This window comes from Clostridium lamae (assembly GCF_033043255.1).
In the GTDB taxonomy this organism is placed as follows: Bacteria; Bacillota; Clostridia; order Clostridiales; family Clostridiaceae; genus Clostridium; species Clostridium lamae.
The window spans coordinates 91,135-114,496 of sequence record NZ_JASCQJ010000007.1 but is presented as its reverse complement, the minus strand read 5'-3'; the positions used below and the strand labels follow the sequence as shown (position 1 = coordinate 114,496).

The window sequence follows — 23,362 nt, the reverse complement described above, 5'->3', positions numbered from 1 at the left end:
AGATGACTTAGGAGGGGGAAGATGAGGGAATTAGATATAATTAATGATCTCATAAAGTCTAGTGATTATTTATCAATAGATTATTTTATAGATAAATATTCTTTATCAAAGAGAACATTGCAAAATGATTTTTCTTATCTAACTAATATTATGTCGGATAAAGGGTTTCGTTTAATACAAAAAAGGGGAAGAGGCTATTTATTAGAGGTAGTTAATGAGGAAAAATTTGATAAATTTATTAATGTATTAAAGAGAGCTTCAGATAGACCAAAGATTAGTGCCGAAAATATTATTGCTTATATTGCTCTGAATGAGGACTATATAGTAATTGAAAAATTAATAGAGGTATTTGAGGTAAGTAAATCATTAATAAAAAGTTATAAAGAAGAAGAAGATATTTACCTTAAAAAGTATAACCTTACAATAGAAAGAAAAGCTCATTATGGAATAAAGATAATTAATTCATTAATTGAGCGGAGAAATTTGTTAGTTGATCTATATATTAAGAATAATGAAATTGTTAGAAGAGTTTTTGATGAACTTATTGAAAGTGATTTTAAAGATGTTCAAGATTCATTGATTGAAACACTTAAAAATATGAATCTGAATATTAACTATACTGAATTAAATCAAATAATAGTATGGTTAAAAGTTACTATCTACATTAATTTGAAGCTAAATACACCTATAGATAATTGTACTAATATGAAATTAGTAAATATAATAGGAGATAAATTTAAAGTTGGAATTGGTGATGATATAGACACTTTAAATGATCTTATAAAAAGTAAAACAAGAAGTAATAATCAAAATAAAATGTATTTAGAGAAATTAAACGTAGATATAAGTAATTTTTTGAAGAAAATAGATATTGAAAATAACACATCCTTTAATTTAGATGAAGATTTCAAAGATTTATTAATAACTCATATTGCAGCGTTAATAAATAGATTAAACTTTAAGATATCTTATACTAATCCAATTATTGATGAATTATCAATTAAATATCCTATGATATTTAATGTAGCTATAGCACTTGGAGATATGCTTAAGGAGAATTATAATATTGAAATATTACGTGATGAGATAGGATTTATAGCGACACATTTTGCTGTTCATATGGAGAAAGAAATTATTTATAAGCTAAGAAAATATAATAGAATCGCTATAGTTTGTTCATCAGGTGGAGGTAGTGCATATTTATTAAAACTTAAGATTAGTAATCTTTTTGGAAATTCTAATATAGAGACTTTTTCAATGCTTCAAATGAAAGAGCTAGAGGATTATAGCCCAGATATAGTATTTTCTATAAATGAATTAAGTACAAATTTAAAAGTGCCTTTAATATACATCAAAGAATTATTAGATGATTATGATATTTTAAATATTAAGCAATTACTTATGTTTGAAAAGTTTAATGAAGCATTTGCTGATAAGACAAAGGAATATTATTTAAAACGTTTTTTTGAGCCTAATTACTTCTCAATCGATGATGAAAGTGAAGATTATATTAGTTGTTTAATAAAAATGTCTAAGGAGATAGAGTTTGCTGGAATTGGTGGAGAGGATTATTCAAAATATGTATTAAAAAGAGAAGAGTTTTCTGCAACTATATATTTAAATGGAGTAGCAATTCCACATCCTATTGAAATGCAAGGAAATAGAGATTTAATATCAGTAAAAATATTAAAAAAACCAATATTTTATAAAGAGAAAAAAGTTTCAATAATATTTATGGTATCACTAAGAAAAGATAACTTGGAGTTCCATAAAGGAATAACAAACGACTTATTTAAAATTATGAATAATCTAGAGATGGTACAATCCTTAATTAAGGTGAGAAGTTTCAAAGAGTTCATAGCATTATTTAATAAAAATATGTAGGTAGGATTATGGATATTGAATTATTGAAAAAATTATGTGATGCAGATGGAATTGCATCAAATGAACAAGAAATACGAGATATTTTAATAGAAAATATAAATGGAAAGATTTCATTCGATGGATTAGGAAGCATTATTGTTAATCATAAAGGAAATGGACCAAATCTTATGTTTTGTGCACATATGGATGAAGTAGGATTTATGATTAAAAATATTAGCGATATTGGAATGTTGAACCTTATGCCAATAGGAGGTGTAAAGGACTCAGCAAAGTCATTCCAATCAGTAACTATCACAAAATCAGATGGTAGTAAAGTAAGAGGATTAATGAATTGTTCATATGGTGATGATAAGAAAGTCAAAGATATTTATGTAGATATTGGGCTAAGCTCAGCCAAGGAAGTTATGGATGCTGGCATAAGTATTGGAGACATGGTTTGCTTTTCAAGTAAAAGTGAAATGATAAATGAAAATGTACTTATGGCTAAAGCTTTAGATGATAGAGTAGGATGTTATATTTTAAAAGAAATAGATAAAAAGTTAAAGGATATAGAACACGATAATGACGTATATCTAAGCTTTACAAGTTCTGAGGAAGTTGGAACTAGAGGAGGAAAATGCACGACAGATATAGTAAATCCAGATGTTATATTTGCTATTGATGTAGCATGTGCTCCAGATTTAACTAGGAATTACACTAATAATAGAAAAATATCTAAAGGATGTATGATAGTTCACTATGATAAGACGATGATTCCAAATAGAAAGTTTTTAAAATTTATAAAGGATGTAGCTACTGAAAATAATATAGATTTTCAATGTGATATGTTCAGTGGCGGAGGAACAGATGCAGGAAGTGCTCATTTAGTTAATGGTGGTAAATTAGCTATTGTTTTAGGAATACCTCTAAGATATTGCCATGGAAGTTACTCTATGACAGATTTAAGAGATGTAGAGGGATTAATAAAATTAATTATTAATATTATTAAATCCTTAAATAAAGACAAATATGAAGATGTAGCAAGATATTTATAGGGAGGTATGCATATGAGTGAAATGGAAATGCAAGTAATGCAAATAATAGGAGCAGCAGGAGAAAGTAAAGCTAAGGCTTTTCAGGCTTTAAAAAAGGTAAAGGAAAGAGATTATAAGGGAGCTAGAGAGCTTATGGAAGAAGCAAGAGATATTGACTTAGAAGCTCATAATGCTCAAACAAAATTAATTCAGGCTGAATTATCTGGAGAAGCTGAAAGTAAACCAGTGGTTAACTTACTTATGGTACATGCTCAAGACCACTATATGTCTTCACAGCTATCTAGAGATTTAATAGAAGTATTAATAGAAGTATTTGAATCAAGGGAGGAGAAATGAAGATGAGAATTGTATTATGTTGTGCGGGAGGATTTTCTACTACTATGTTAATGAATAACATGAAGAAAACCTTAAGAGAAAGTAAAAAGTTAAATGAGGCTGATTTTGAATTTATAGCTGTACCTGTAGATTTATTGAAGCATGAGGGATCAAAGTGTGATGTAGTTGTTGTTGGACCACAAATAGCTCATAAGATAGACTATATTAAAGAAATAATTGGAAGTACACCATATACTATCATAGATCAAGATACTTATGGAAAAATGGATGGTGCAACAGCTTTGAAAATGGCTTTGATAGCTCATAAAAAAGCAGAAATTGCAAAAGGTAATATAAAATAGTTAAACAAATTAATCTAATTTATATATAAATACAGAGATTTAATAGGAGGCAATAATAATGTTTGATAAATTTGAAAAGTTTATGAATAAGTGGCTTACACCACTTGCTCAAAAGATGGACAAACAACCTCATTTAAGTGCAATTAAGAAGTCAATGGTTGCAATGACACCTATACTTATTTTAGGAAGCTTATGCTTAATCCCTGAAGCTATAGCAAATATGCTTGGAGAAACAAATATAGTATCGCAATTTATTTTAACTAATATTGATAATTTTTACTTACCATTCTATTTAACTATTGGAATGATGGGATTTTATGTTTGTCTTTGTATCACCTATTTCTTAAGTGAGCATTACAAATTATATATACCAGGAGCTATGGTATTAGGAGCAGTTGGTTTCTTATTATTAGTATTTAATTTCACTGAAGATGGTGGTATGAATATAAGATACTTAGGAACAAAGGGCTTATTTATGGCAATGATTTCGGGGATAGTTGCTGTTGAGCTATATAGATGGTGTAAAAAGAAAAACTTTACTATTCGTATGCCAGAAAGCGTTCCAGATTTCGTTTCAAGATCATTCGAGTTAATTCCTACAACTGTAATCGTTGTCGGCACATTTATTACTGTAAGACTATTAAGTTTAGCATTCTTTGATGTATTACCACCAGAAGTATTAACACAATTCTTAGCACCATTAGTAGGATCACTTGATAATCCATGGATGTTTGTATTTATTACTTTCCTTGGATGCATGCTATTCTTCTTTGGAATTCATCCATCAGTATTATCACCAATAACTGCACCAATAGCTGCTCAATTCTTAGCAGAGAATATTGAAGCTATGCAAGCGGGTCAAGCTCTTCCACACTTCTATACAGGAGGAATGGTAAGTGCATTTGCAAACTTCACTGGAACAGGTGTAACTTTTGGTTTAGTATTTTGGTTCTTATTCTCAAAGAATAAAGCATTTAAGAAAGTAGGTCAAGTTTCATTAGTACCAGCTTTATTTGGTATAAATGAACCAATATTATTTGGTGGACCAATAGTATTAAATCCAACCTTCTTCCTACCATATGTTATAGGGGGAACAATTTTAGGAACATTCCCAGCATTCTTAATGAAATTAGGAATATTAGCAAGACCAATATTTAATCCACCATACGTTGGAGTGTTTTTAGAAGGATTCTTAGTTAATGGACATTGGTTAACAATAGTTGTTAATGCACTTCAAATGATAGGTTCAATACTTATCTGGTATCCATTCTTTAAGTTATATGAAAAACAAAATATTGTAGAGAAAAAATCTGATTCTAAAATTTCAGAAGAAGATTTAGCATTGTTAGGAGATTTAGATTTCTAAAATATATATCATTTTAGTAATTCGTTTTGAATTACATCAATAATTCTACATTTTTAATTAAGGAGCTGCCTAGACAGCTCCTTAATCATAGGAGGAAATATGGCAAGGCATATAGAGAATATAAAGGAATTAATTAAAAAGCTAAATATAGATGGCATTTTAATAAAATCTAAGACAACTAAAAAATACTTAGATACTTTAGAAGGAAGTGGAGTACAATTATTAATTACAAAAGGGAACGCATATGCAATTATGGATGGAAGATATGTACTAGAAGCAATGGAAGAGGAGCATAATTTCATAATAATTGAGAATACACCAGCACAAAGTAATAAATCACATTTTGATATTATATATAATATTTTTAAAGAAGAGAAATATAGTAAATTAGGAATAGAATCAAGTGGATATTCTATTGAAGATTATCAAAGACTCAATAAATATGATTTTGAAGTGTCATTGGTTAAGGAAGAGATTAATGAAGTTAGGATTATAAAAGACCAGTTAGAAATTGAAATTATAAAGGAAGCTTGCAATATTACAGATAATATATTTTCAGAGCTTTTAAAGCATATTAAAGTTGGAATAAGTGAAAATGAAATAAATGCATGGTTACATTATTATGCCTTAAATGCAGGGGCAAGTAAGTTATCCTTTAATCCAGTAATTACTTCAGGTCCGAGGACAGCACTACCACATGGTAGGCCTACAGAAAGAAAAGTTCAAGCTCATGAGCCAATAATGATTGATTTTGGAATAGAGTATAAGAAGTATCAATCAGACATGACAAGGATGGTTTTTATAGGTGAACCTAGTAAAGAGATAGTTAAAATTTATAATGTAGTACAAAAAGCACAACAAGCTGGTGTGGAAGCTATTAAAGAAGGGGTAAAGGCCAATTATGTTGACAGTATAGTAAGAAGTATAATAGATGAAGCCGGATATGGAGAAAAATTCAGTCATGGTCTTGGACATGGAATAGGGATTGGAGATGGATCAGAATATCCATTTTTAAATCAAACTTCACAGACAATTTTAAAGAATAATATGATTATGTCTTGCGAACCAGGAATTTATATTCAGGGTTTAGGAGGAATTAGGATTGAAGATGATGTATTAATATCAAATGGAATTGGAGTACCTTTAAATAGAACCACTAAAGAAATGATAATTTTGGAGGAGTAAATATGAAGCATAATTTTGATCAAGTTCATAATCGCTTAAATACTTATTGCACCCAATGGGATTACATTCAAGATAGATTTAATAAAAGTAATATACTTCCTTTTTCTATATCAGATACAGATTTTACAGTTCCTGAGATAGTATATGATAAACTGAAAACTGTTTTAGACAAGCAGATATATGGTTATTCAAGATGGAATCATCATGATTTTAAAGGTGCAGTTTCAAATTATTATAAAAGGAGGTTTAATACTGAGGTAGATGAAGAGTGGGTTATTTATAGTCCTTCAGTTATGTATTCAGTATCACTTTTATTAAGATTATTATCTAATGAAGGCGATAAAATAGCGAGTTTCAATCCTATGTATGATGCATTTTTTAATGTTATTGAACAAAATAATAGAGAATTAGTAAGAGTTCCATTACATGAAAAAGATGGCTCATTCTATATTGATTATGAAGAATTTGAAGATAAGATAAAAACAAGCAAGGTACTATTATTATGTTCACCACATAATCCAACAGGAATAGTGTGGAAGAATAGTGAGTTAGAGAAAATTTTAGAGTTATGTAAAAAATATAATGTTAAGATAATTAGCGATGAAATTCATAGCGATATAGTTATGCATGGAAATAAGCATATCCCAATGCTTAATTATTATGAAAAATATAATGAAATATACTTAGTTTCATCAGGAAGCAAGACTTTTAATTATCCAGGATTAATATGTTCTTATGCGATTATTCCAAATGAAGAAATTAACTCTTTATTTATTAATCAAACAAGAAGTAAAGATTTCTTAAATTCAGTTAGTATAATGGGAATGTATGCAACAATGATATCTTACAATGAATGTGATTACTATATTGAAGAGCTAGTTGAATATGTAGGTAAAAATATGGATTATCTAGAGCATTTCATCAAAGAAAACTTTACAGATATAAAATTCAAGAAGCCAGATGGAACCTATTTAGCTTGGATAGATTGTAGAAGTCTTCCATTTACTTCTGATGAAATTCAAGATGCACTCGTAAATATTGGGGGAGTTGGAATAATGAAAGGTGAGATATATGGCAGTGAAAAATATTTGAGATTAAACTGCGGATGCCCATTATCAAAGCTCCAAGAGGGAATGAAGAGATTAAAAAAAAGCATTGAATATTTATACGAAAAAAACTAATCCCCAGGGGAAAATCCCCAGGGGATTTTCCCCTGGGGATACTTGTTATTATTTTAATATTACTTCTAATTTATTATCCATATGATAATCGTCTTCATAATTGTCACTTGTTCCGTTATCATGATTTGTGCTCCACATCATTTTGAAACTTGTAAGTTCATCTACTGAGGTTTTATCTAAATTAAATAATACATGACCTTGTTTAGTTACACCTTCATATATATCTCCATCAAAACTTTCACTAGCCCATAAATCAGCATCCACTTGCTCTCCTGTATTAGTTATAAATGTTGCTTGTGTTGGATAAGTATTAATCATAAAATCATTGTTATTTGTAATTTCGAATTTTAATACAACAGTTACTTTATCTTTATTTCGATCATTAATAACTAAATTACTTTGCCCATAACTTTCTACAGCGTCTGTCATATTATCAAATACACTTACTTCTTTTATGGTTTGAGTTATTCCAGAATCCTCTACGACGGCTCCATCTATCTCATATACTTTTCCTTTGCTATCGCTGGTTTCTTCTTTTTGTGTTTTATTATTTCCACTACCACTTTCATTTGGTGTACTAGTACTGCATGCCATAAATGATATTGATAAAACAGTAGCAGTAATTAAGCTTAGTGTTTTTTTTAGCATATTAAGACCTCCATAAATTTAATGATTTTAGTATAACCGATTATAATAGATTTAAATATTATTTTAAGACGAAGTATATACCATGAGTGTATAAATATACCATACACTAAGTTCAAGAATGGTGATAATATATATTTTGACACTTGATTAACTTAATTAAATATCTTATAAGGATGACAAGCAAGTTGTAGAAAATATGATAGACAAGCTATATAGAAAAATAATAATAATTGAAATAACAGAAACAAAGGAGATAATATGAGATATACAACAATAACAAGTGATAAAAGTAAGAAGAAAGCTTTAATAATTTGTGCTATTGGTGGAATATGGGGAATACATGATTTTTATTTAGGAAAAATAGGAAGTGGCATTGTTAAGTTTTTTACTTGTAATTATTTTAGTATAGGTTGGATTGTTGATTTAATTAAAATATCAACAGGTGGATATAAAGACAATGTAGGTGCACCACTAAGAAAATAGTTAAATAAGTAATTGAGCAATAATAATATTAATTACATAGATAATAATTTTACATAAAAAAGAAAGCTGAGGTAATTCAGCTTTCTCTTATTTTAAAGGGATCTATATGAAAAAAGGTTATTAGCATTAATTATTTGTAGAAACTCCGTAAGGAGTTTCATCCTAAATTATGCATTATCCATTATGCATTATGCATTTCTTTCAAGATTGCTACACCTTTAGGAGATAGTATCAATGTTTCTTTTACTGATTCATTATTTAATAAGTTTATATAATCCTTATTATCTAATTTTAAAGTAACTTCATTATCATTATGATTTAAAATAAAGGTTAATGAATAGCCATCTTTGTATCTTTGTGTAACTTCTACACCTTCTTTAATTTCTAAGCTTGATAATAAATTATTTTCTTTCGCTAATTTTAAAGCAAAATCATTTAAGAAGGCTTGTTCAGGATTTGATCCTATATAGTAAGCTAATCCTTCTCCATATTTATTAGAAGTAAATACTGGTCTATCTTTATAGAAGTCGGAGCCATAAACAGCAAGTGGGGTAGCCCCTTCTAAATTCATGATATCGCAAAGCATATCACAGCTATAATTATCCTTCATGGAATCGACTTCTGATACAAAATTAATTGAGTTACTCATATTTGGTTGAAGAGCATCTATTTCTTCAATCCATAGTCCTAGCATGTCTCTAAGTTCTGCTGGATATCCACCTAGTTGAACTATATCAGTTTCATTTACATATCCACTAAAGTATGTAGTTATGAAAGTTCCACCATTTGAAACATAGTTTTTAATATTATTAGCAACGCAATCTTTAAGCATATATAAAACTGGACCTAATACTATAGAGTATTTAGAAAAATCTCCATTTGGTTCAACAAAATCTACAGCTACATTTAGATTATGGAAAGCTTTATAGTATTTTTCAATTTGCTCAACATATCTAAGTTTAATAGATGGACCACTTGAGAATTCTACTGCCCACCAGTTATCCCAATCAAATATAATAGCAACGTTTGCATCATATTTTGAATCTATTATTGTATCGCCTAAAGACTTAAGCTCTTCACCAAGGTCTGCACATTCTTTATATACTCTAGTATTTCCATCTCCTGTATGAGAAATTACAGCTCCATGATATTTTTCACAGGCTCCTATAGATTGTCTCATTTGGAAGAACATAACTGTATCAGCACCATGAGCAAGTGCTTGATAACTCCAAAGTCTCATAACTCCTGGTCTCTTTGAACTATTATAAGGTTGCCAATTTTGTTGATTAGGTGTTTGTTCTATTAACATAAAAGGCTCACCATTTTTTAGTCCTCTCATTAAATCATGGCGGAAGGAAGTATCACTTGGAGCAGCATTTAAACCAGGATAGTTGTCCCAAGAAATTATATCCATATGTTTTGCCCATTTGAAATAATCTAAAGGCTTGAAAGTTCCCATTAAGTTAGTTGTAATTTTTATGTCTGGAGTTATTGCTTTTAGTGCATTATATTCACCTAAGTACAATTCAAGTATAGAGTCAGACATAAATCTATTATAATCTATAGCCATACCTTGGAAGGTAGTACATTGCTTATCATATCCATTCCACATTTCACTTAAATCAGAAGGAGCAACGATTTCATCAAAGCTATAAAGAGTATGACCCCAGAAATTCATATTCCAAGCCTTATTAACTTCTTCAATAGTTTTATATTTATTTTTCACCCATTCTTTAAATTTATTTTCGCAATGATCACAGTAGCAATAATTAGCATATTCATTACTTATGTGCCAAGCAATTATATTTGGATAATCTTTATATCTTTCAGCAAGTTTTGTAGCAAGTTTTACAGAAAACTCACGATATTTCTCACTATTTGGGCAGAAGTTAGCTCTCCCTCCAAACTTTCTTTTACGTCCTAGAAAATCTGTAGGTAATATTTCAGGGTATTTCTTTGACATCCAGTTAGGTTGAACAGCAGTAGAAGTAGCCATACAAACATAGATATCGTTTTCTTTAAGAAGATCTAAAACTTCATCTAACCATTCAAAATTATAAGTATCTTCGTCAGATTGTAATAATGCCCAGCTGAAAACTGGTAAAGTTACAACATTTATATTTGCATCTTTAAAAAGCTTCATATCTTCAACTAATATTTCTTTTGGCCATTGATCAGGATTATAATCTCCACCGTAAAGAATAAAAGGTGTTTTAGAATTAATCATCTCATTCCCTCCAATATATATGATTAATTCAATTTTATATTATAAAAAAAATATTTAATACTATATTAATTGTATTTAAATTACTATTAAAATTAGAGGTTTATTTTCTGATAATAGAATAGCTTCTATTTACATAAAGATACAGATACATTAGAATAAAAGTGTATATAATATAATTTTTTATAAGATATAAGTTATTTATAAAGAATAATGTATATATAAGAATATATAGTTTTGAAAACGTATAAGCTGCACATGAATATAAGAAAAGTATAAGTATTGGTAGTTAGGAGCAGTCATGAATAAACTAAAGAACATTTTAAACAATACAAAAATAAAAACAAAACTTTTAATCGTATATTTAGCTATTGTTGTAGTGTCAGTTTTACTAGTTGGGATTTATTTTACAACAGAAATGAATGATATAATAGTTGAAAATTCACAAAAGGACGCAAGATATACCTCGAAACAAATTAAGCAAAGATTAGATGAAACCTTAAGGCTTGCTACTTCAACTTCCGATATGATTTATCAAGATGAGACGCTTCATAACATAGTGAAAACAGAATATAAAGATTATGTAAGTAATATAATAGCTTATAATGAGTATCCAATTTTAAATAATTATCTAAAATACTATAACCAGATATCTAATATAAGGTTATATGTAGAGAATCAATCAATACTTGATAATTCATATATAGTTAAAGTGACAGATACTGTAAGAAATAGCGACTGGTACAAAAAGGCAAGACAAGATGAAGGGATAATAACTTGGGAGTACAATTATGATGATATTTCAAAAAAGTATAGCTTATCACTGATTAGGGATATATCTTGTGATATACATGGTCATATAGGTACTTTAGTAATAAGTCTTGAAACTTCAAAGCTTAGAGCAATAATTTCAGAGCAACCATATCCAACAAGTATATTAATAGATGGCATAGTAGTTGCTTCAGAGGAATATGAAGAAGGTTCTACAGCAGTATTAGTTCATAATGAGGACGAAGTCGATTATTACAATGATGTAAAAGAAGAAGTTAACTTAGGTGATAAATATATAATTTCTGATAAGTACAAGATAGATAAGTCTTTTAATAATATATTTGAAGTTCTAGTTAGCATACCTATTTATCAAATAATGGAGCCATCAAGAGTTGCAATAGCGAAAAGTATTGCAATAATGAGTATTGCAATAACATTATCTTTAATAATTATATTATATTTTTCAAAATTATTTTCTGATAGAGTAGGACTTTTAAGTGTTGAAATATCAAAAGTGGTTAAAGGAAACTTTAAGATAAAAGAAAAAATAGAAGGTAATGATGAAATAAGTTATATCTATCAACATATTTATACTATGGTTGAGAGCATTACAAAACTTATAGATGAAGTTTATGTTAAGGAGCTAGAACAAAAAAAATTAATAGTAAAGCAAAAGGATGCAGAATTTAAGATGCTTGCAAGTCAAATAAATCCACATTTCTTATATAACACCTTAGAAACAATAAGAATGAGAGCTTTTTGTAATGGAGATAGAGAGCTTGCTAACATAGTTAAAAAATTAGGGCAAATTATGAGACGAAATTTAGAAGTTACAAATGAAGTAGTAACTTTAGAATCAGAACTAGATATTATAGAAAGTTATTTGGAAATACAAGGATTAAGGTTTAAGGGGAAAGTTGAGTATGAATTCAAAGTTGAAGTGAAGATAGAAGATTATGAGATTCTGCCTTTATTATTACAACCTATAGTAGAAAATGCCTTTATTCATGGATTAGAGAGTAGTACAAGGATGGGGAAAATAGAAGTTTCTATTTATGATGAAGTTGGATATTTAATAGTTGAAATTTCAGATAATGGTGTTGGAATAGATAAGGATAAATTAGACTATATAAATCAAAAGTTGAGCGAATATAAGAATGTCAATAAAAGGAGTATAGGTATTAGTAATGTTAACGAAAGAATAAAGTTGTTTTATGGTGAAGAATATGGATTATATATTCTAAGTACTGTAGATGTTGGGACAAAAGTAATAATCTTATTACCAAGTAAAAAGATAGACAGTTAAGTAAAGTATATTTTTAAGCTTGATATAACAGAAACAAGTATAGCTTCTTGTTTTGTTTTATTACTGGAAAGGATGAGAATTTTAATGTTAAGAGTTTTAATAATTGATGATGAACATTATGTAAGAGAGGGATTAAAACACATAATAGATTGGCAAGTAAATGGGTTTGAAATATGTGGTGAAGCTAGTGATGGAGATGAGGGGTATTCTAAAATTTTAGAATTAAAACCAGATATAATTTTAATTGATATTCAAATGCCTGGAAAGCTTGGATTAGATATTATAAAGGAATCTAAAGAAATGGGGATAAAAGGTAAATTTATAGTTATTAGTGGGTATTCAAATTTTGATTATGCTCAAAAAGCAATTAGATATGGTGTTAAGGATTATTTATTGAAACCAATAGATGAAGGCGAGCTTTTAAATATAGCATTAAATTTAAAAAAAGATATAGAAGAAGAAAAAAAGGGTGAATCAAGGCTAGAAAAAAATGAAGTAGCTTTAAGACAATATGTATTTTCACAGTTGATGTTAAGAAAAGATATAATTGGTTACGAAGAGATAAAAAGTAGTTTAAATACTTCAAGTTTTCAAGTTGCACTAATTAGTAACTCTTTAAATAAATATAATTTTGATAATATAGTTAAAATCGAAGAAATAATTTTAAATAGCATAGAGGAAAAGAATAATATAGATATTATAAAATTGGGTGATAGACTAGCTTTAGTAATAAGAAATATAAATGTAAACTATGCTAATAAATTGCTAACTAACATAAAGGAAAGTTTGGATAGAAATTTAGGGGGAAATAACTTTATTGCTTTAGGAGAAGAAGTTAATAGTATTGAAGATATTTATAAGTCCTATAGAAATGCAAAAAATTTAACTAATAATAAATTCTTATTTAATAGTTCAGAAATAGCATCTAATTTGCAAGTACAAAAAGAAAGTATAGATATAAATTTAGATGAAAAGAAAATTCTTAGTAAAGTAATTACATATACTGAAATCGGTCAAAAAGATAGATTAAAGGAAAATCTAAGTTTATTTGAAAAATTAATTAGAGCAAAAGGCATTAGAGAAGAAGAAGTTAAGGTTACAATAACAAGAACTCTTATGGATTTTAAAGATAAAATAAAAAAGGATTATAAGCTTAAGGAAGAAAATCTAAAAACTGAAGAAAATATAATTGATAAAGTTTATTTAGAAGAGAATTTAAGAGGAGTAATAGATGTTTTACTTAAAGGCTTAATATCTATATCAAAAGAAATTAGTACAAACTCTAATAACTCATCTATTAAAAGAGTAGTTAAATATGTTGAAAAAAACTTTTATAAAGATCTAAAGCTAGAGAATTTGGCAGAAATATTCAACTATAATAGTGCTTATTTAGGAAAGATTTTTAAAAGTTACACAGGGGAATCCTTTAATACTTACTTAGATAAAATAAGGATAGAAGAAGGAAAAAGGTTATTATTAGAAGAAAATCTTAAGGTTTATGAGGTGTGTGAGCGTATTGGATATAAGAATATAGACTATTTTCATAGTAAGTTTAAAAAATATGTAGGTATAAGCCCTCTAAATTATAAGAAACAGAAAGAAATAACAAAATAGGAGATGATTTAAATGAGTAATAATAGTGATTTAAAAAGTAATAAGATATATTATTTAACTAAGAGATTTACATATATATTCATGACTAATATATATTTCTTAATAGCAATATCTCCATTTATACTGTATTTTATTTTTTCAGGTAGCAACCTTTCAATCTATATACTATCATTTTTAGGAATATTAATTGGACCAGCTCTCTCAACCATGTTTTCAGTCTTAGGCAGATTGATTAAAGATAATGAAACAGAAGCGCGAAAAGACTTTTTATATTTCTATAAATTAAACTTCTTACAAGGGATTTTTGCTAGTACTATAATTAGCATTGTGCTTTTAATGAGCTATTTAGATATAGAACATTTTTTTAAAGCTGAAATTAACATGATTTCATATATCTTTATTGCAATTGCTATTTTTACACTGGCGATAAGTTTATATGTATTTCCTATTATAGCAAGGATAAACGCTAAGACAATGGATGTATTTAAACTTTCAATTAAGTTAACAATTAAGAAATTTTATTTACCATTTACCATTTTATCAATTACAATAATAGCTTTATTTATAATAAAATTCTTAAAAATATCCTTGTTTGGCTTACTATTTGGGCCAATAGCTTTAGCTTACTTAATATTAATATTAGAACAAAACACACTAATAGATGCAGAAAATTATTTAAAAGAGAAATATAATAATTAAATTAATAACTATACTAATTCTTGATTAAAAATTTCAATTTAAATTTTAAATTAATATAAGAATGATTAACTGCATTAAAAATATCTAAGATCAAGTGAAATTATCCATAAGAAATATAACAAATTTTATGGGTAAAACTTTAAAAATCTATGGTACTTTTAGTGCAGTTTATTTTTGCTAAGCGTTATGAAATCATGCAATTATGCGGTTTTAAGAGTTAAAAAATATATATAAGAGGAATATATATCTAGTAAAAATATAATTAATATTTTAACATTTCCCTCTAATTTTTATATGAAAACATATACATTTTTATGGGTATGAAGTAATTGTAAATAATAATAATATTGTATTAACAGTTGAAGTAAAGGTTAAGAAAATGGAGGGATAAATGATGCAGCTGGTAAAGAATGTAGAACTAAAAACAGAAAATGAAATTAATAAGAAAAAGAAGAAATTAACTTGGAAAAATATAAAGAAGCAATGGGTGCTAATAGCGATGTCCTTTCCTTTTGTACTTTGGGTAATTATATTTAAATATCTACCTTTGTTTGGATGGACTATGGCCTTTCAAAATTATAAACCTCAGCTGTCATTTTTTGAACAAGATTGGGTTGGTTTTAAGCACTTTATAGATTTATTCAAGGAACCACTATTTTATGATTCCTTAAAGAATACTTTAGGAATGAGTATTCTAGGATTAGTATTTGGAACAACGGCTGCAATTGTATTTTCACTACTTCTAAATGAACTTAGATATACAAAGTTCAAAAAAGTAGTACAAACTATTTCATATCTACCTCACTTTATATCATGGGTTGTTGCAGCAGCTTTAGTAACTAATATTTTATCTCAATCAGGAATAATAAATGAAATATTAATGAATTTAAATATAATTTCTGAACCGATTAAATTCTTGCAAAATCAAAATATGTTTTGGGGAATAGTTACAGTTTCAGATGTTTGGAAGGAAATGGGCTGGAATGCCATTATATACTTAGCAGCTATGACGGCAATAGATCCAGAGCTTTATGATGCAGCTAAAGTTGATGGAGCAGGAAGATTTAGAAGAATGTTTCATATTACCCTACCATTAATTAAGAGTACAATATTAGTTCTATTAATAATGAGTATAGGAAATATATTAAATATTGGGTTTGAAAAGCAAATGCTACTTAGCAATCCAACAGTAGCAAGTAAGGCTTTAGTTATAGATAAGTATGCATTAGATTATGGTATAGGAATGTTTAGATATTCCTTTGGTACAGCAATAGGTATCTTTAAGTCAGTTGTAGGAATTGTACTTATATTTGCAGCTAATAAGCTTTCTAAGAAATTTAATGATGGAGAGGGAAGCTTACTAAAATAATAGTAAGGCTTTATAGGAGGTACTTAATATGAAAATAAAAAAGAAAAAAAAGAAAATTGAAGCTTTCGACATAATATTAATTTTAATAATGTTATTTATTCTAGTTATTACCTTATATCCATTTTTAAATGTATTAGCTATTTCCTTAAATGATGCAACAGATACAGTAAGAGGTGGAATTCACATTTGGCCAAGAGAATTTACTTTGCAGAATTATAAAGAAGTTTTTAGTGGTAGTACTAAATTACCAAGAGCTTTTGTAAATTCAGTTTTAAGAACCTTAATTGGAACAATCACTGGTGTTTTAGCAACTACAATGGTGGCTTTCACATTAAGTAGAAGAGATTTCGTATTTAATAAATTTGTAACTACACTGTTTATAGTAACAATGTATGTTGGTGGAGGATTAATTCCAGAATACTTAGTAATCAGACAATTAGGTTTAGTAAATAATTTTGCAGTATATATATTACCAGGATTGATTTCAGCATTTAATGTTATAGTTATAAGATCCTTTATGGATGGGCTGCCAGAGGCCTTATATGAGTCAGCATCAATAGATGGAGCTAATGATTGGATTGTATTTACAAAGATAGTATTCCCATTATGTTTACCAGTTATAGCAACAGTAGCACTATTTATAGCGGTTAGTCAGTGGAATAACTGGTTTGATACTTATATATATGCAAGAACAAATGATAGTTTAACAACATTACAATATGAGCTTATGAAAATAATGGATAATGCTGCAGCAACTGTAGATATTCATAATCCGAATTTACAAAATACAGCAAGATCTAATCCAGAATCAATAAAGATGGCAATAACAATGGTTGCAACAGTTCCAATTTTATTAGTATATCCATTTGTACAAAAGTACTTCGTTTCAGGAATGACATTAGGAGCAGTAAAGAGTTAGTAATAACAAAATATTAATAAGGTTTAAAGTAAGACTTCTTATGAAGATATAAAAAGGTAATTTATGATTATGCAAAGCTATATCTTATAAGATACTTATTTAAAATAAAAACTATACAATAAGAATTCTATTTTCTATAGCCCGTAGAGGGTAAAATATTAGGAGGGTGAATATAATGAAGAGGAGAAAAATTTTATCTTTACTTATAGCAGGAATAATGACTGCATCAGTTTTTGTTGGATGTGGTAAAAAAGATAATGGATCAACTACAGCAGGAGGAGATAAAGAACCTATTACATTTACAATTTTCTCAGCTGACTTAACGGAGGATCTTGCTTTCACAGATGAAGTAGCTAAGAAGATTACAGAGTTAACAGGTGTTACTTTAAAATTTGAACATCCAGTAGCAGGGGATACCCAAGCTGTTCCACTTATGATAGCTGGAGGAGAATATCCAGATTTAATTTATGCAAAAAGTGATACTGCAAAATTAATAGATGCAGGTGCTATTATAAAATTAGATGATTACATTGAAGAAAGTGGAGATAACTTAAAAGCATTATATGGAGATCAATTAAATAGATTAAGATATAGTAGTGATGATCCATCAATATATACAGTTGGAACCTATGGTGTTTCAAATAAAGTATTTGCTCCATCAGGTACAATGCAAATTCAACATCAAGCTCTAAAAGAACTTGGATATCCAGAAATAAAAAGTTTAGCTGATTATGAAAAGGCTTTAAAAGATTATTTAGCAAAAAGTCCTACAACAGAATCTGGAGAGGCTAGAATTGGTTTATCATTAATGGCTAGTGACTGGAGATGGTTAATTACTGTAGGTAATAAAGCTACTCTTACTGCTGGAATTCCAGATGATGGACAATTTGCTGTAAACGATGAAACTGGAGAAGCAACTTATAAGTTCTTACTTGATGAATCAAGAGAGTATTTTAGATGGTTAAATGGTATGAATGCTCAAGGTTTATTAGACCCAGAATCCTTCACTCAAAAAGAAGATACTTATAAAGCTAAGATAGCAGCAGGTAAAGTAGTTGGATTATCAGATGCAGATTGGGATTATTCAGCATCAGTAACAAGCTTAATAGCAGAAGGCAAAGATGAAGCAACATATGCTAAACTTCCAGTTGTAATGGATCCTGAAAAGCATGTAGATCAAAGTTTAAAAGATTATGGATTTAGTGGTGGTTGGGGTGTTGCAATTACATCTAGCTGTGAAGATCCAGAAAGAGCATTTGAATTCTTAGATTGGTTAGCTTCAGATGAAGCACAAATTTTATTAAACTGGGGTATTGAAGGAACTCATTATGAAATTAATGAAGATGGAAAGAGACAATTCTTACCTGAAATTCAAGAGCAAAGAAATACTGATCCTGACTTTGGTAAAAAATCAGGAGTTGGAATATATGTATATCCATTCCCACAAAGAGGAGTTGGAGCTTTAGATGCAAATGGAGATTCTTACTCACCAGATACATTAGAAAATAAGATAGCAAATTATACAGAAGCAGAAAAAGAAACATTAGCAGCTTATGGTGCTGAATCTTGGGTAGATTTATTCCCATCAGATGAAGAATTAGGAATTTCTAACCATGGACAAGTATGGCAATTAAATATACCAAGTGATAGCGATATAGCTATAATTCAAAAGAAAGCTGATGATTACACTCAACAAGCAATTACTCAAGCTATACTTGGCTCACCAGAAAACTTTGATAAAGCTTATGATGAAGTTATAGAAACATTAAAGAGCTATGACATAGAAAAGTTAAATACAGAAATGACACAATTAATTAAAGAAAGATTAGAATTATGGAATAAATAATCTGATTCATTTATAATTAAGAATATATAGTAATCCCCCTATAGATAAAAATTAATGTTATTATCTATAGGGGGATTTTATTATATTATTAAGTATTTATTTAAAGACAACTATAATCGAACCAATCAAAATCAGCTATATTACTACTTTGATGCCCATTACTAGTGGCAAACATACCTATATAAGCTCCTACAAATCCACCAGCTACATCAGAACTTAATATACGCCCATCAATATTATTGACTAAAAGCTTCATATTATCTATAGAATCACCATAATAAAAACTATAGTTTTGACCTAAGGCACATATCTTAAGGTAAATGATATTTGAATCAAAAATTTCTTCTACCACGATACTTTCAACATTTCCAATTATATTATTCCTGGTATTATCTATTTCGTTTTTAGAAATGCTTTTTATAAGTCGTATTACTTTTTTAGACTTAAATAGTGAATATTCAAGTCTATATTGAAAATTATTATTTTGAACTAAAGCGAGACCAGCAACTTCAAATTCGTTTCTAGGATTAAATTCCATCTTAACACTTGCTTCAAAATTTATATGTTGTTGACGTCTTCCAATAAAACTTGGTGTTTGATTAAGATCATATAAAGGATTAGAAGAATCATAATCTAAGATATCTATTAATTTTTTAGGGCTAAGCTTCAATCTTAAAAAACCAGGTCTTTCTGTAAGACTATAAAAATCATCTTTAGGTGTACGAATAGAATTCCAAATAAAGTTTAGAGTTTTATTATTAAAATCATCACGAATAGGTAGAGTTTCTACTGGATAATAAGGTAAATTAGGAGCGGTATAAGTATGTTCTATCCTACCAGTTCCAGGACTAATAATAGGCCAGCCATCCTCCCATTCAACAGGAACTAAAAAAGTTTCTCTACCAAGGTTTTTATAATATCCACCATAGGGACGTGAAGCAAGAGCAACCATCCACCACTCGCCATTTTGAGTTTCAATTAAATCAGCATGCCCTGGGTTAGAGATAGGATATTTTTTACCAAGATGTCGATGAGTTAAAATTGGGTTTCCCTCATAGCCTTCATAAGGACCAAAAACATTTTTACTTCTAGCAATTGTTACTGCGTGGAAATGTTCTGTGCCTCCTTCGGCTATAATAAGATAATAATAACCATTTATTTTATATAAATGTGGTCCTTCTGGGTATCGAGCATTTTTTAATGCACCTCTCCAAAGACCGAATCTTTTTCCAACTAGTTTCATAGTTTTTAGATCTATTTCCTGACAATATATTTCACTTTCATGGAATTCAACAGAATCAATAGCTTGTGCTGTCCCTGTATAGTAAACCTTGCCATCATCGTCAAAAAATAATGAAGGATCAATTCCAGGAGTATCTTCAATCCAATAAGGATCAGACCAAGGACCTTTTGGATTTTTCGAAGTTACAATGAAATTCCCACCATTACCTATGTTAGTAGATATAACATAAAATGTTCCATCATTATATCTAATGGTAGGAGCGTATATTCCACCTGAAATTCCAACACCATCTAATTTTAACTGAGATGATCTATCTAGAACATGTCCTATTTGATTCCAATTAACAAGATCCTTGCTATGAAATATTGGAATACCTGGAAAGTATGCGAAAGAAGATGTAATTAAATAGTAATCATCATTAACTCTACAGATTGAAGGATCAGGATAAAATCCAGAAAGTATGGGGTTATTAAAAGTCTGATTTTCTTTATTCATAGTTTCACCTCTTATAGTTTTCACTAAACATTTCTTTATATTATTTTCATATGATTAATATAATTATATGGTTGATATAAGAGCTAAGAAAGAGTAAAAAATACACTTTAAATACAAGAAAAATTTAAGCTTTTAATGAAAAAAGTATAATTAAGTAAACATTTTTTATTCCTAGTATAATTAAAAGATAATAATTAGTAAGAAATATTTATATTATTATGATAATATATAAATAAGTAAATAAGCTTTTGATAATATAAGTAGAAAGTGAAGCTTATAATAAATATTTATGTAAATTACATAGAGGTAGATTTATAGGAGGATTATAAATGAATAACAAGGGGATAGTGTTCTTTGATGTAGATGGAACATTAATAGATTGGACCAAAGGTATCCATGTACCAACGAAAGCAACAAAAGATTCTATAAATAAATTAAAAGAAAATGGTTATTTAACTATTTTAGCAACTGGAAGACCTAAGAGTTCAATTACTGATGAAATAGAAGCCTTGGGTTTAAATGGATATATAGCATCAAATGGAGCTTATGCAGAAATAGAAAATGAAGTAATGTTTAATGAATGTATAAATAATAGAAAACTTAAAGAATTATTAGGGTTTCTTGAAGAAAATGATATAGTTTATATTTTAGAAGGACAAGAAAAGAATTACGTCTTAGATATAAATAATGAGAAGGTAGTAGATCTTGTAACTAGAGCAAATTTATCCATAGAATGTTTTACTGAGGATTGGAATAAAGAAACTGTAAAAACAAGCAAGATAATAGCTATGGGCAAAGATGAAAATTCATATGGATTAGTTTGTGATAAATTCAGTAAAGAAGGATACTCATTTATGGAGAATCAATTTGGACATACTTTTGAAATATATATATCAAAATACACGAAAGGATACGGAGTTGATCATTTACTAGGAAAACTTGGGATGAGCAGAGAAAAAGCCTATGCCTTTGGAGACGGTGAAAATGACATAGAAATGTTCCAAGTTGTTAAGCATGGAATAGCTATGGGTGGACATCATGAAGGATTAAAAGAACACTCATATGATTTTACAGAAGATGTGGCTAACGAAGGAATACAAAAGGGACTGAAGAAATTAGGACTTATATAATGCATAATGCATAATGCGTAATGCATAATTAAGGTGTAAATTCCTTCGGAATTTATTAAAATCAATGAAAGAATGAAGCTTCTCTTTTGCTGACGCAAAATCGAAATGAAAAAATGAAAGAGTTAGAAAAAATTTAATGCATAATGCGTAATGGATAATGAGTAATTAAGGAATAAATTCCTTCGGAATTTATAAAATTTCATAATTCAGCCTGCTGAATTATTTCATAAATTATGAATTATGCATTAAGCATTATCAATTAGCTGCCGTAGGCAGCTCAGAGGGGGGTTAGGAATGAAAGTCGCTATAATTGGCCTTGGAGCTATCGCTAAAAAGGCATATTTACCGATTTTATCTGCTATGGAGGATGTAGAACTTTTAATATCAACTAGAAACAAAAAGGTATTAGAAGAAGTATCTAACAAATACAAAATAGATAGGGCTTATAATCAATTGGATAATTTACTTAAAGAAGATTTTGATGCTGCTATAATCTCAACTCATGCAGATGGACACTATGAAATTGCTAAAAGGTTATTAGAAAAGGGCGTTAATATTTACATAGATAAGCCTATAACCTATAATCTTAAGGAAAGCATGGAGATAGAAGAGATTGTAAAAGAAAAAAATCTTATTGCTATGGTAGGTTTTAATAGAAGATTTTGTCCTATGGTAAGAAAACTCAAGGAAAAGGGAAAAGCTGATATCATCCTCATGGAGAAAAATAGAGAATATCCACCGGGAGATATCAGAAGATTTATCGTAGAAGATTTTATACATGTTGTTGATACACTAAGGTTTTTAATGGATGAAGAAATTAAGAGTATGGATATAAATTTCTTAAAAGAAGGAAATAATCTTAAGAATGTAGTGGTCACCTTTAAAGGTTATAAAACCACAGCAATAGGTATAATGAATAGAACTGCAGGTATAACAGAAGAGAATATAGAATACATGATACAAGGGAATAAATATGTAATAGAAGATTTATCAGACTTCTATAAGGTTAATAACAAAGGAAAAACAAAAACGACATATGGTGGCTGGGATAATACTCTTTATAAAAGAGGATTTGAAGATTTAATTACTCATTTCTTAGATTCAGTTAAAGAAGGAAAAGCTCCAAATCCATCAATTGAAGATTCGATAATAACGCATAAAATATGTGAATATATAGTAAATCATATAAATAATAATTAGTGAAATAAGCTAACTAGAGATATTCTTTAGTTAGCTTTTACCATTTTCTAATAAAATATTTATATAAATATACCTATATTTTTAGAGG

Annotated in this window: 19 protein-coding genes; 16 read left to right on the top strand and 3 right to left on the bottom strand. The window is 28.5% G+C overall.

The features are described from left to right. Positions 1 to 21: 21 nt before the first annotated feature. From QK892_RS05925 to QK892_RS05895, 7 genes are all read left to right on the top strand, one after another. Positions 22 to 1,884: a BglG family transcription antiterminator gene (locus QK892_RS05925; protein WP_317272608.1), complete on the top strand. Its 1,863-nt coding sequence runs from the start codon at positions 22 to 24 to the stop codon at positions 1,882 to 1,884. A gap of 8 nt (positions 1,885 to 1,892) precedes the next feature. Continuing rightward, on the top strand, positions 1,893 to 2,918 hold the full coding sequence (ypdE, locus tag QK892_RS05920) for an aminopeptidase (RefSeq protein ID WP_317272607.1): 1,026 nt from the start codon (positions 1,893 to 1,895) through the stop codon (positions 2,916 to 2,918). 12 nt (positions 2,919 to 2,930) lie between these two features. Next, positions 2,931 to 3,254: a PTS lactose/cellobiose transporter subunit IIA gene (locus QK892_RS05915; RefSeq protein WP_317272606.1), complete on the top strand. Its 324-nt coding sequence runs from the start codon at positions 2,931 to 2,933 to the stop codon at positions 3,252 to 3,254. Between the two features lie 2 nt (positions 3,255 to 3,256). Beyond that, positions 3,257 to 3,595: a PTS sugar transporter subunit IIB gene (locus QK892_RS05910; protein ID WP_317272617.1), complete on the top strand. Its 339-nt coding sequence runs from the start codon at positions 3,257 to 3,259 to the stop codon at positions 3,593 to 3,595. A gap of 58 nt (positions 3,596 to 3,653) precedes the next feature. Continuing rightward, the gene (locus QK892_RS05905; RefSeq protein ID WP_317272605.1) at positions 3,654 to 4,961 is read left to right on the top strand and encodes a PTS sugar transporter subunit IIC; all 1,308 of its coding nucleotides are present in this window, start codon (positions 3,654 to 3,656) and stop codon (positions 4,959 to 4,961) included. Between the two features lie 99 nt (positions 4,962 to 5,060). Continuing rightward, complete coding sequence (locus tag QK892_RS05900; RefSeq protein WP_317272604.1) at positions 5,061 to 6,146, top strand: Xaa-Pro peptidase family protein; 1,086 nt, start codon at positions 5,061 to 5,063, stop codon at positions 6,144 to 6,146. 2 nt (positions 6,147 to 6,148) lie between these two features. After that, positions 6,149 to 7,327: a MalY/PatB family protein gene (locus tag QK892_RS05895; RefSeq protein ID WP_317272603.1), complete on the top strand. Its 1,179-nt coding sequence runs from the start codon at positions 6,149 to 6,151 to the stop codon at positions 7,325 to 7,327. Between the two features lie 48 nt (positions 7,328 to 7,375). Here QK892_RS05895 and QK892_RS05890 read toward each other — a convergent pair whose 3' ends face one another. Further along, complete coding sequence (locus QK892_RS05890) at positions 7,376 to 7,975, bottom strand: hypothetical protein (protein WP_317272602.1); 600 nt, start codon at positions 7,973 to 7,975, stop codon at positions 7,376 to 7,378. Between the two features lie 258 nt (positions 7,976 to 8,233). Between QK892_RS05890 and QK892_RS05885 the strand changes: the two genes are divergently transcribed. Further along, positions 8,234 to 8,458: a TM2 domain-containing protein gene (locus QK892_RS05885; protein ID WP_317272601.1), complete on the top strand. Its 225-nt coding sequence runs from the start codon at positions 8,234 to 8,236 to the stop codon at positions 8,456 to 8,458. A gap of 181 nt (positions 8,459 to 8,639) precedes the next feature. Here QK892_RS05885 and QK892_RS05880 read toward each other — a convergent pair whose 3' ends face one another. Next, positions 8,640 to 10,685 (bottom strand): beta-galactosidase, encoded by a 2,046-nt coding sequence (locus QK892_RS05880; RefSeq protein WP_317272600.1) that lies wholly within the window; start codon positions 10,683 to 10,685, stop codon positions 8,640 to 8,642. Positions 10,686 to 10,983: 298 nt separating this feature from the next. On the opposite strand from QK892_RS05880, the gene QK892_RS05875 reads away from it, so the two are divergent. From QK892_RS05875 to QK892_RS05850, 6 genes are all read left to right on the top strand, one after another. Further along, on the top strand, positions 10,984 to 12,759 hold the full coding sequence (locus QK892_RS05875) for a cache domain-containing sensor histidine kinase (RefSeq protein WP_317272599.1): 1,776 nt from the start codon (positions 10,984 to 10,986) through the stop codon (positions 12,757 to 12,759). 84 nt (positions 12,760 to 12,843) lie between these two features. Continuing rightward, on the top strand, positions 12,844 to 14,373 hold the full coding sequence (locus tag QK892_RS05870; protein ID WP_317272598.1) for a response regulator transcription factor: 1,530 nt from the start codon (positions 12,844 to 12,846) through the stop codon (positions 14,371 to 14,373). A 12-nt stretch (positions 14,374 to 14,385) separates the two neighbouring features. Further along, positions 14,386 to 15,072: a DUF624 domain-containing protein gene (locus QK892_RS05865; protein ID WP_317272597.1), complete on the top strand. Its 687-nt coding sequence runs from the start codon at positions 14,386 to 14,388 to the stop codon at positions 15,070 to 15,072. A gap of 394 nt (positions 15,073 to 15,466) precedes the next feature. Then, complete coding sequence (locus QK892_RS05860; RefSeq protein ID WP_317272616.1) at positions 15,467 to 16,441, top strand: ABC transporter permease; 975 nt, start codon at positions 15,467 to 15,469, stop codon at positions 16,439 to 16,441. An 88-nt stretch (positions 16,442 to 16,529) separates the two neighbouring features. Beyond that, a complete protein-coding gene (locus tag QK892_RS05855) occupies positions 16,530 to 17,360 on the top strand; it encodes a carbohydrate ABC transporter permease (RefSeq protein WP_394855006.1) in 831 nt (276 codons plus the stop codon). Positions 17,361 to 17,535: 175 nt separating this feature from the next. Further along, positions 17,536 to 19,206, top strand: a complete 1,671-nt coding sequence (locus tag QK892_RS05850; RefSeq protein ID WP_317272595.1) for an ABC transporter substrate-binding protein — start codon at positions 17,536 to 17,538, stop codon at positions 19,204 to 19,206. A gap of 100 nt (positions 19,207 to 19,306) precedes the next feature. On the opposite strand, the gene QK892_RS05845 is transcribed toward QK892_RS05850, so the two are convergent. After that, a complete protein-coding gene (locus QK892_RS05845; RefSeq protein ID WP_317272594.1) occupies positions 19,307 to 20,944 on the bottom strand; it encodes a glycoside hydrolase family 43 protein in 1,638 nt (545 codons plus the stop codon). A 329-nt stretch (positions 20,945 to 21,273) separates the two neighbouring features. On the opposite strand from QK892_RS05845, the gene QK892_RS05840 reads away from it, so the two are divergent. Next, complete coding sequence (locus QK892_RS05840) at positions 21,274 to 22,074, top strand: Cof-type HAD-IIB family hydrolase (protein WP_317272593.1); 801 nt, start codon at positions 21,274 to 21,276, stop codon at positions 22,072 to 22,074. A gap of 294 nt (positions 22,075 to 22,368) precedes the next feature. Next, entirely contained in the window at positions 22,369 to 23,274 is a 906-nt protein-coding gene (locus tag QK892_RS05835) for a Gfo/Idh/MocA family protein (protein ID WP_317272592.1), read from the top strand. Positions 23,275 to 23,362 lie beyond the last annotated feature (88 nt).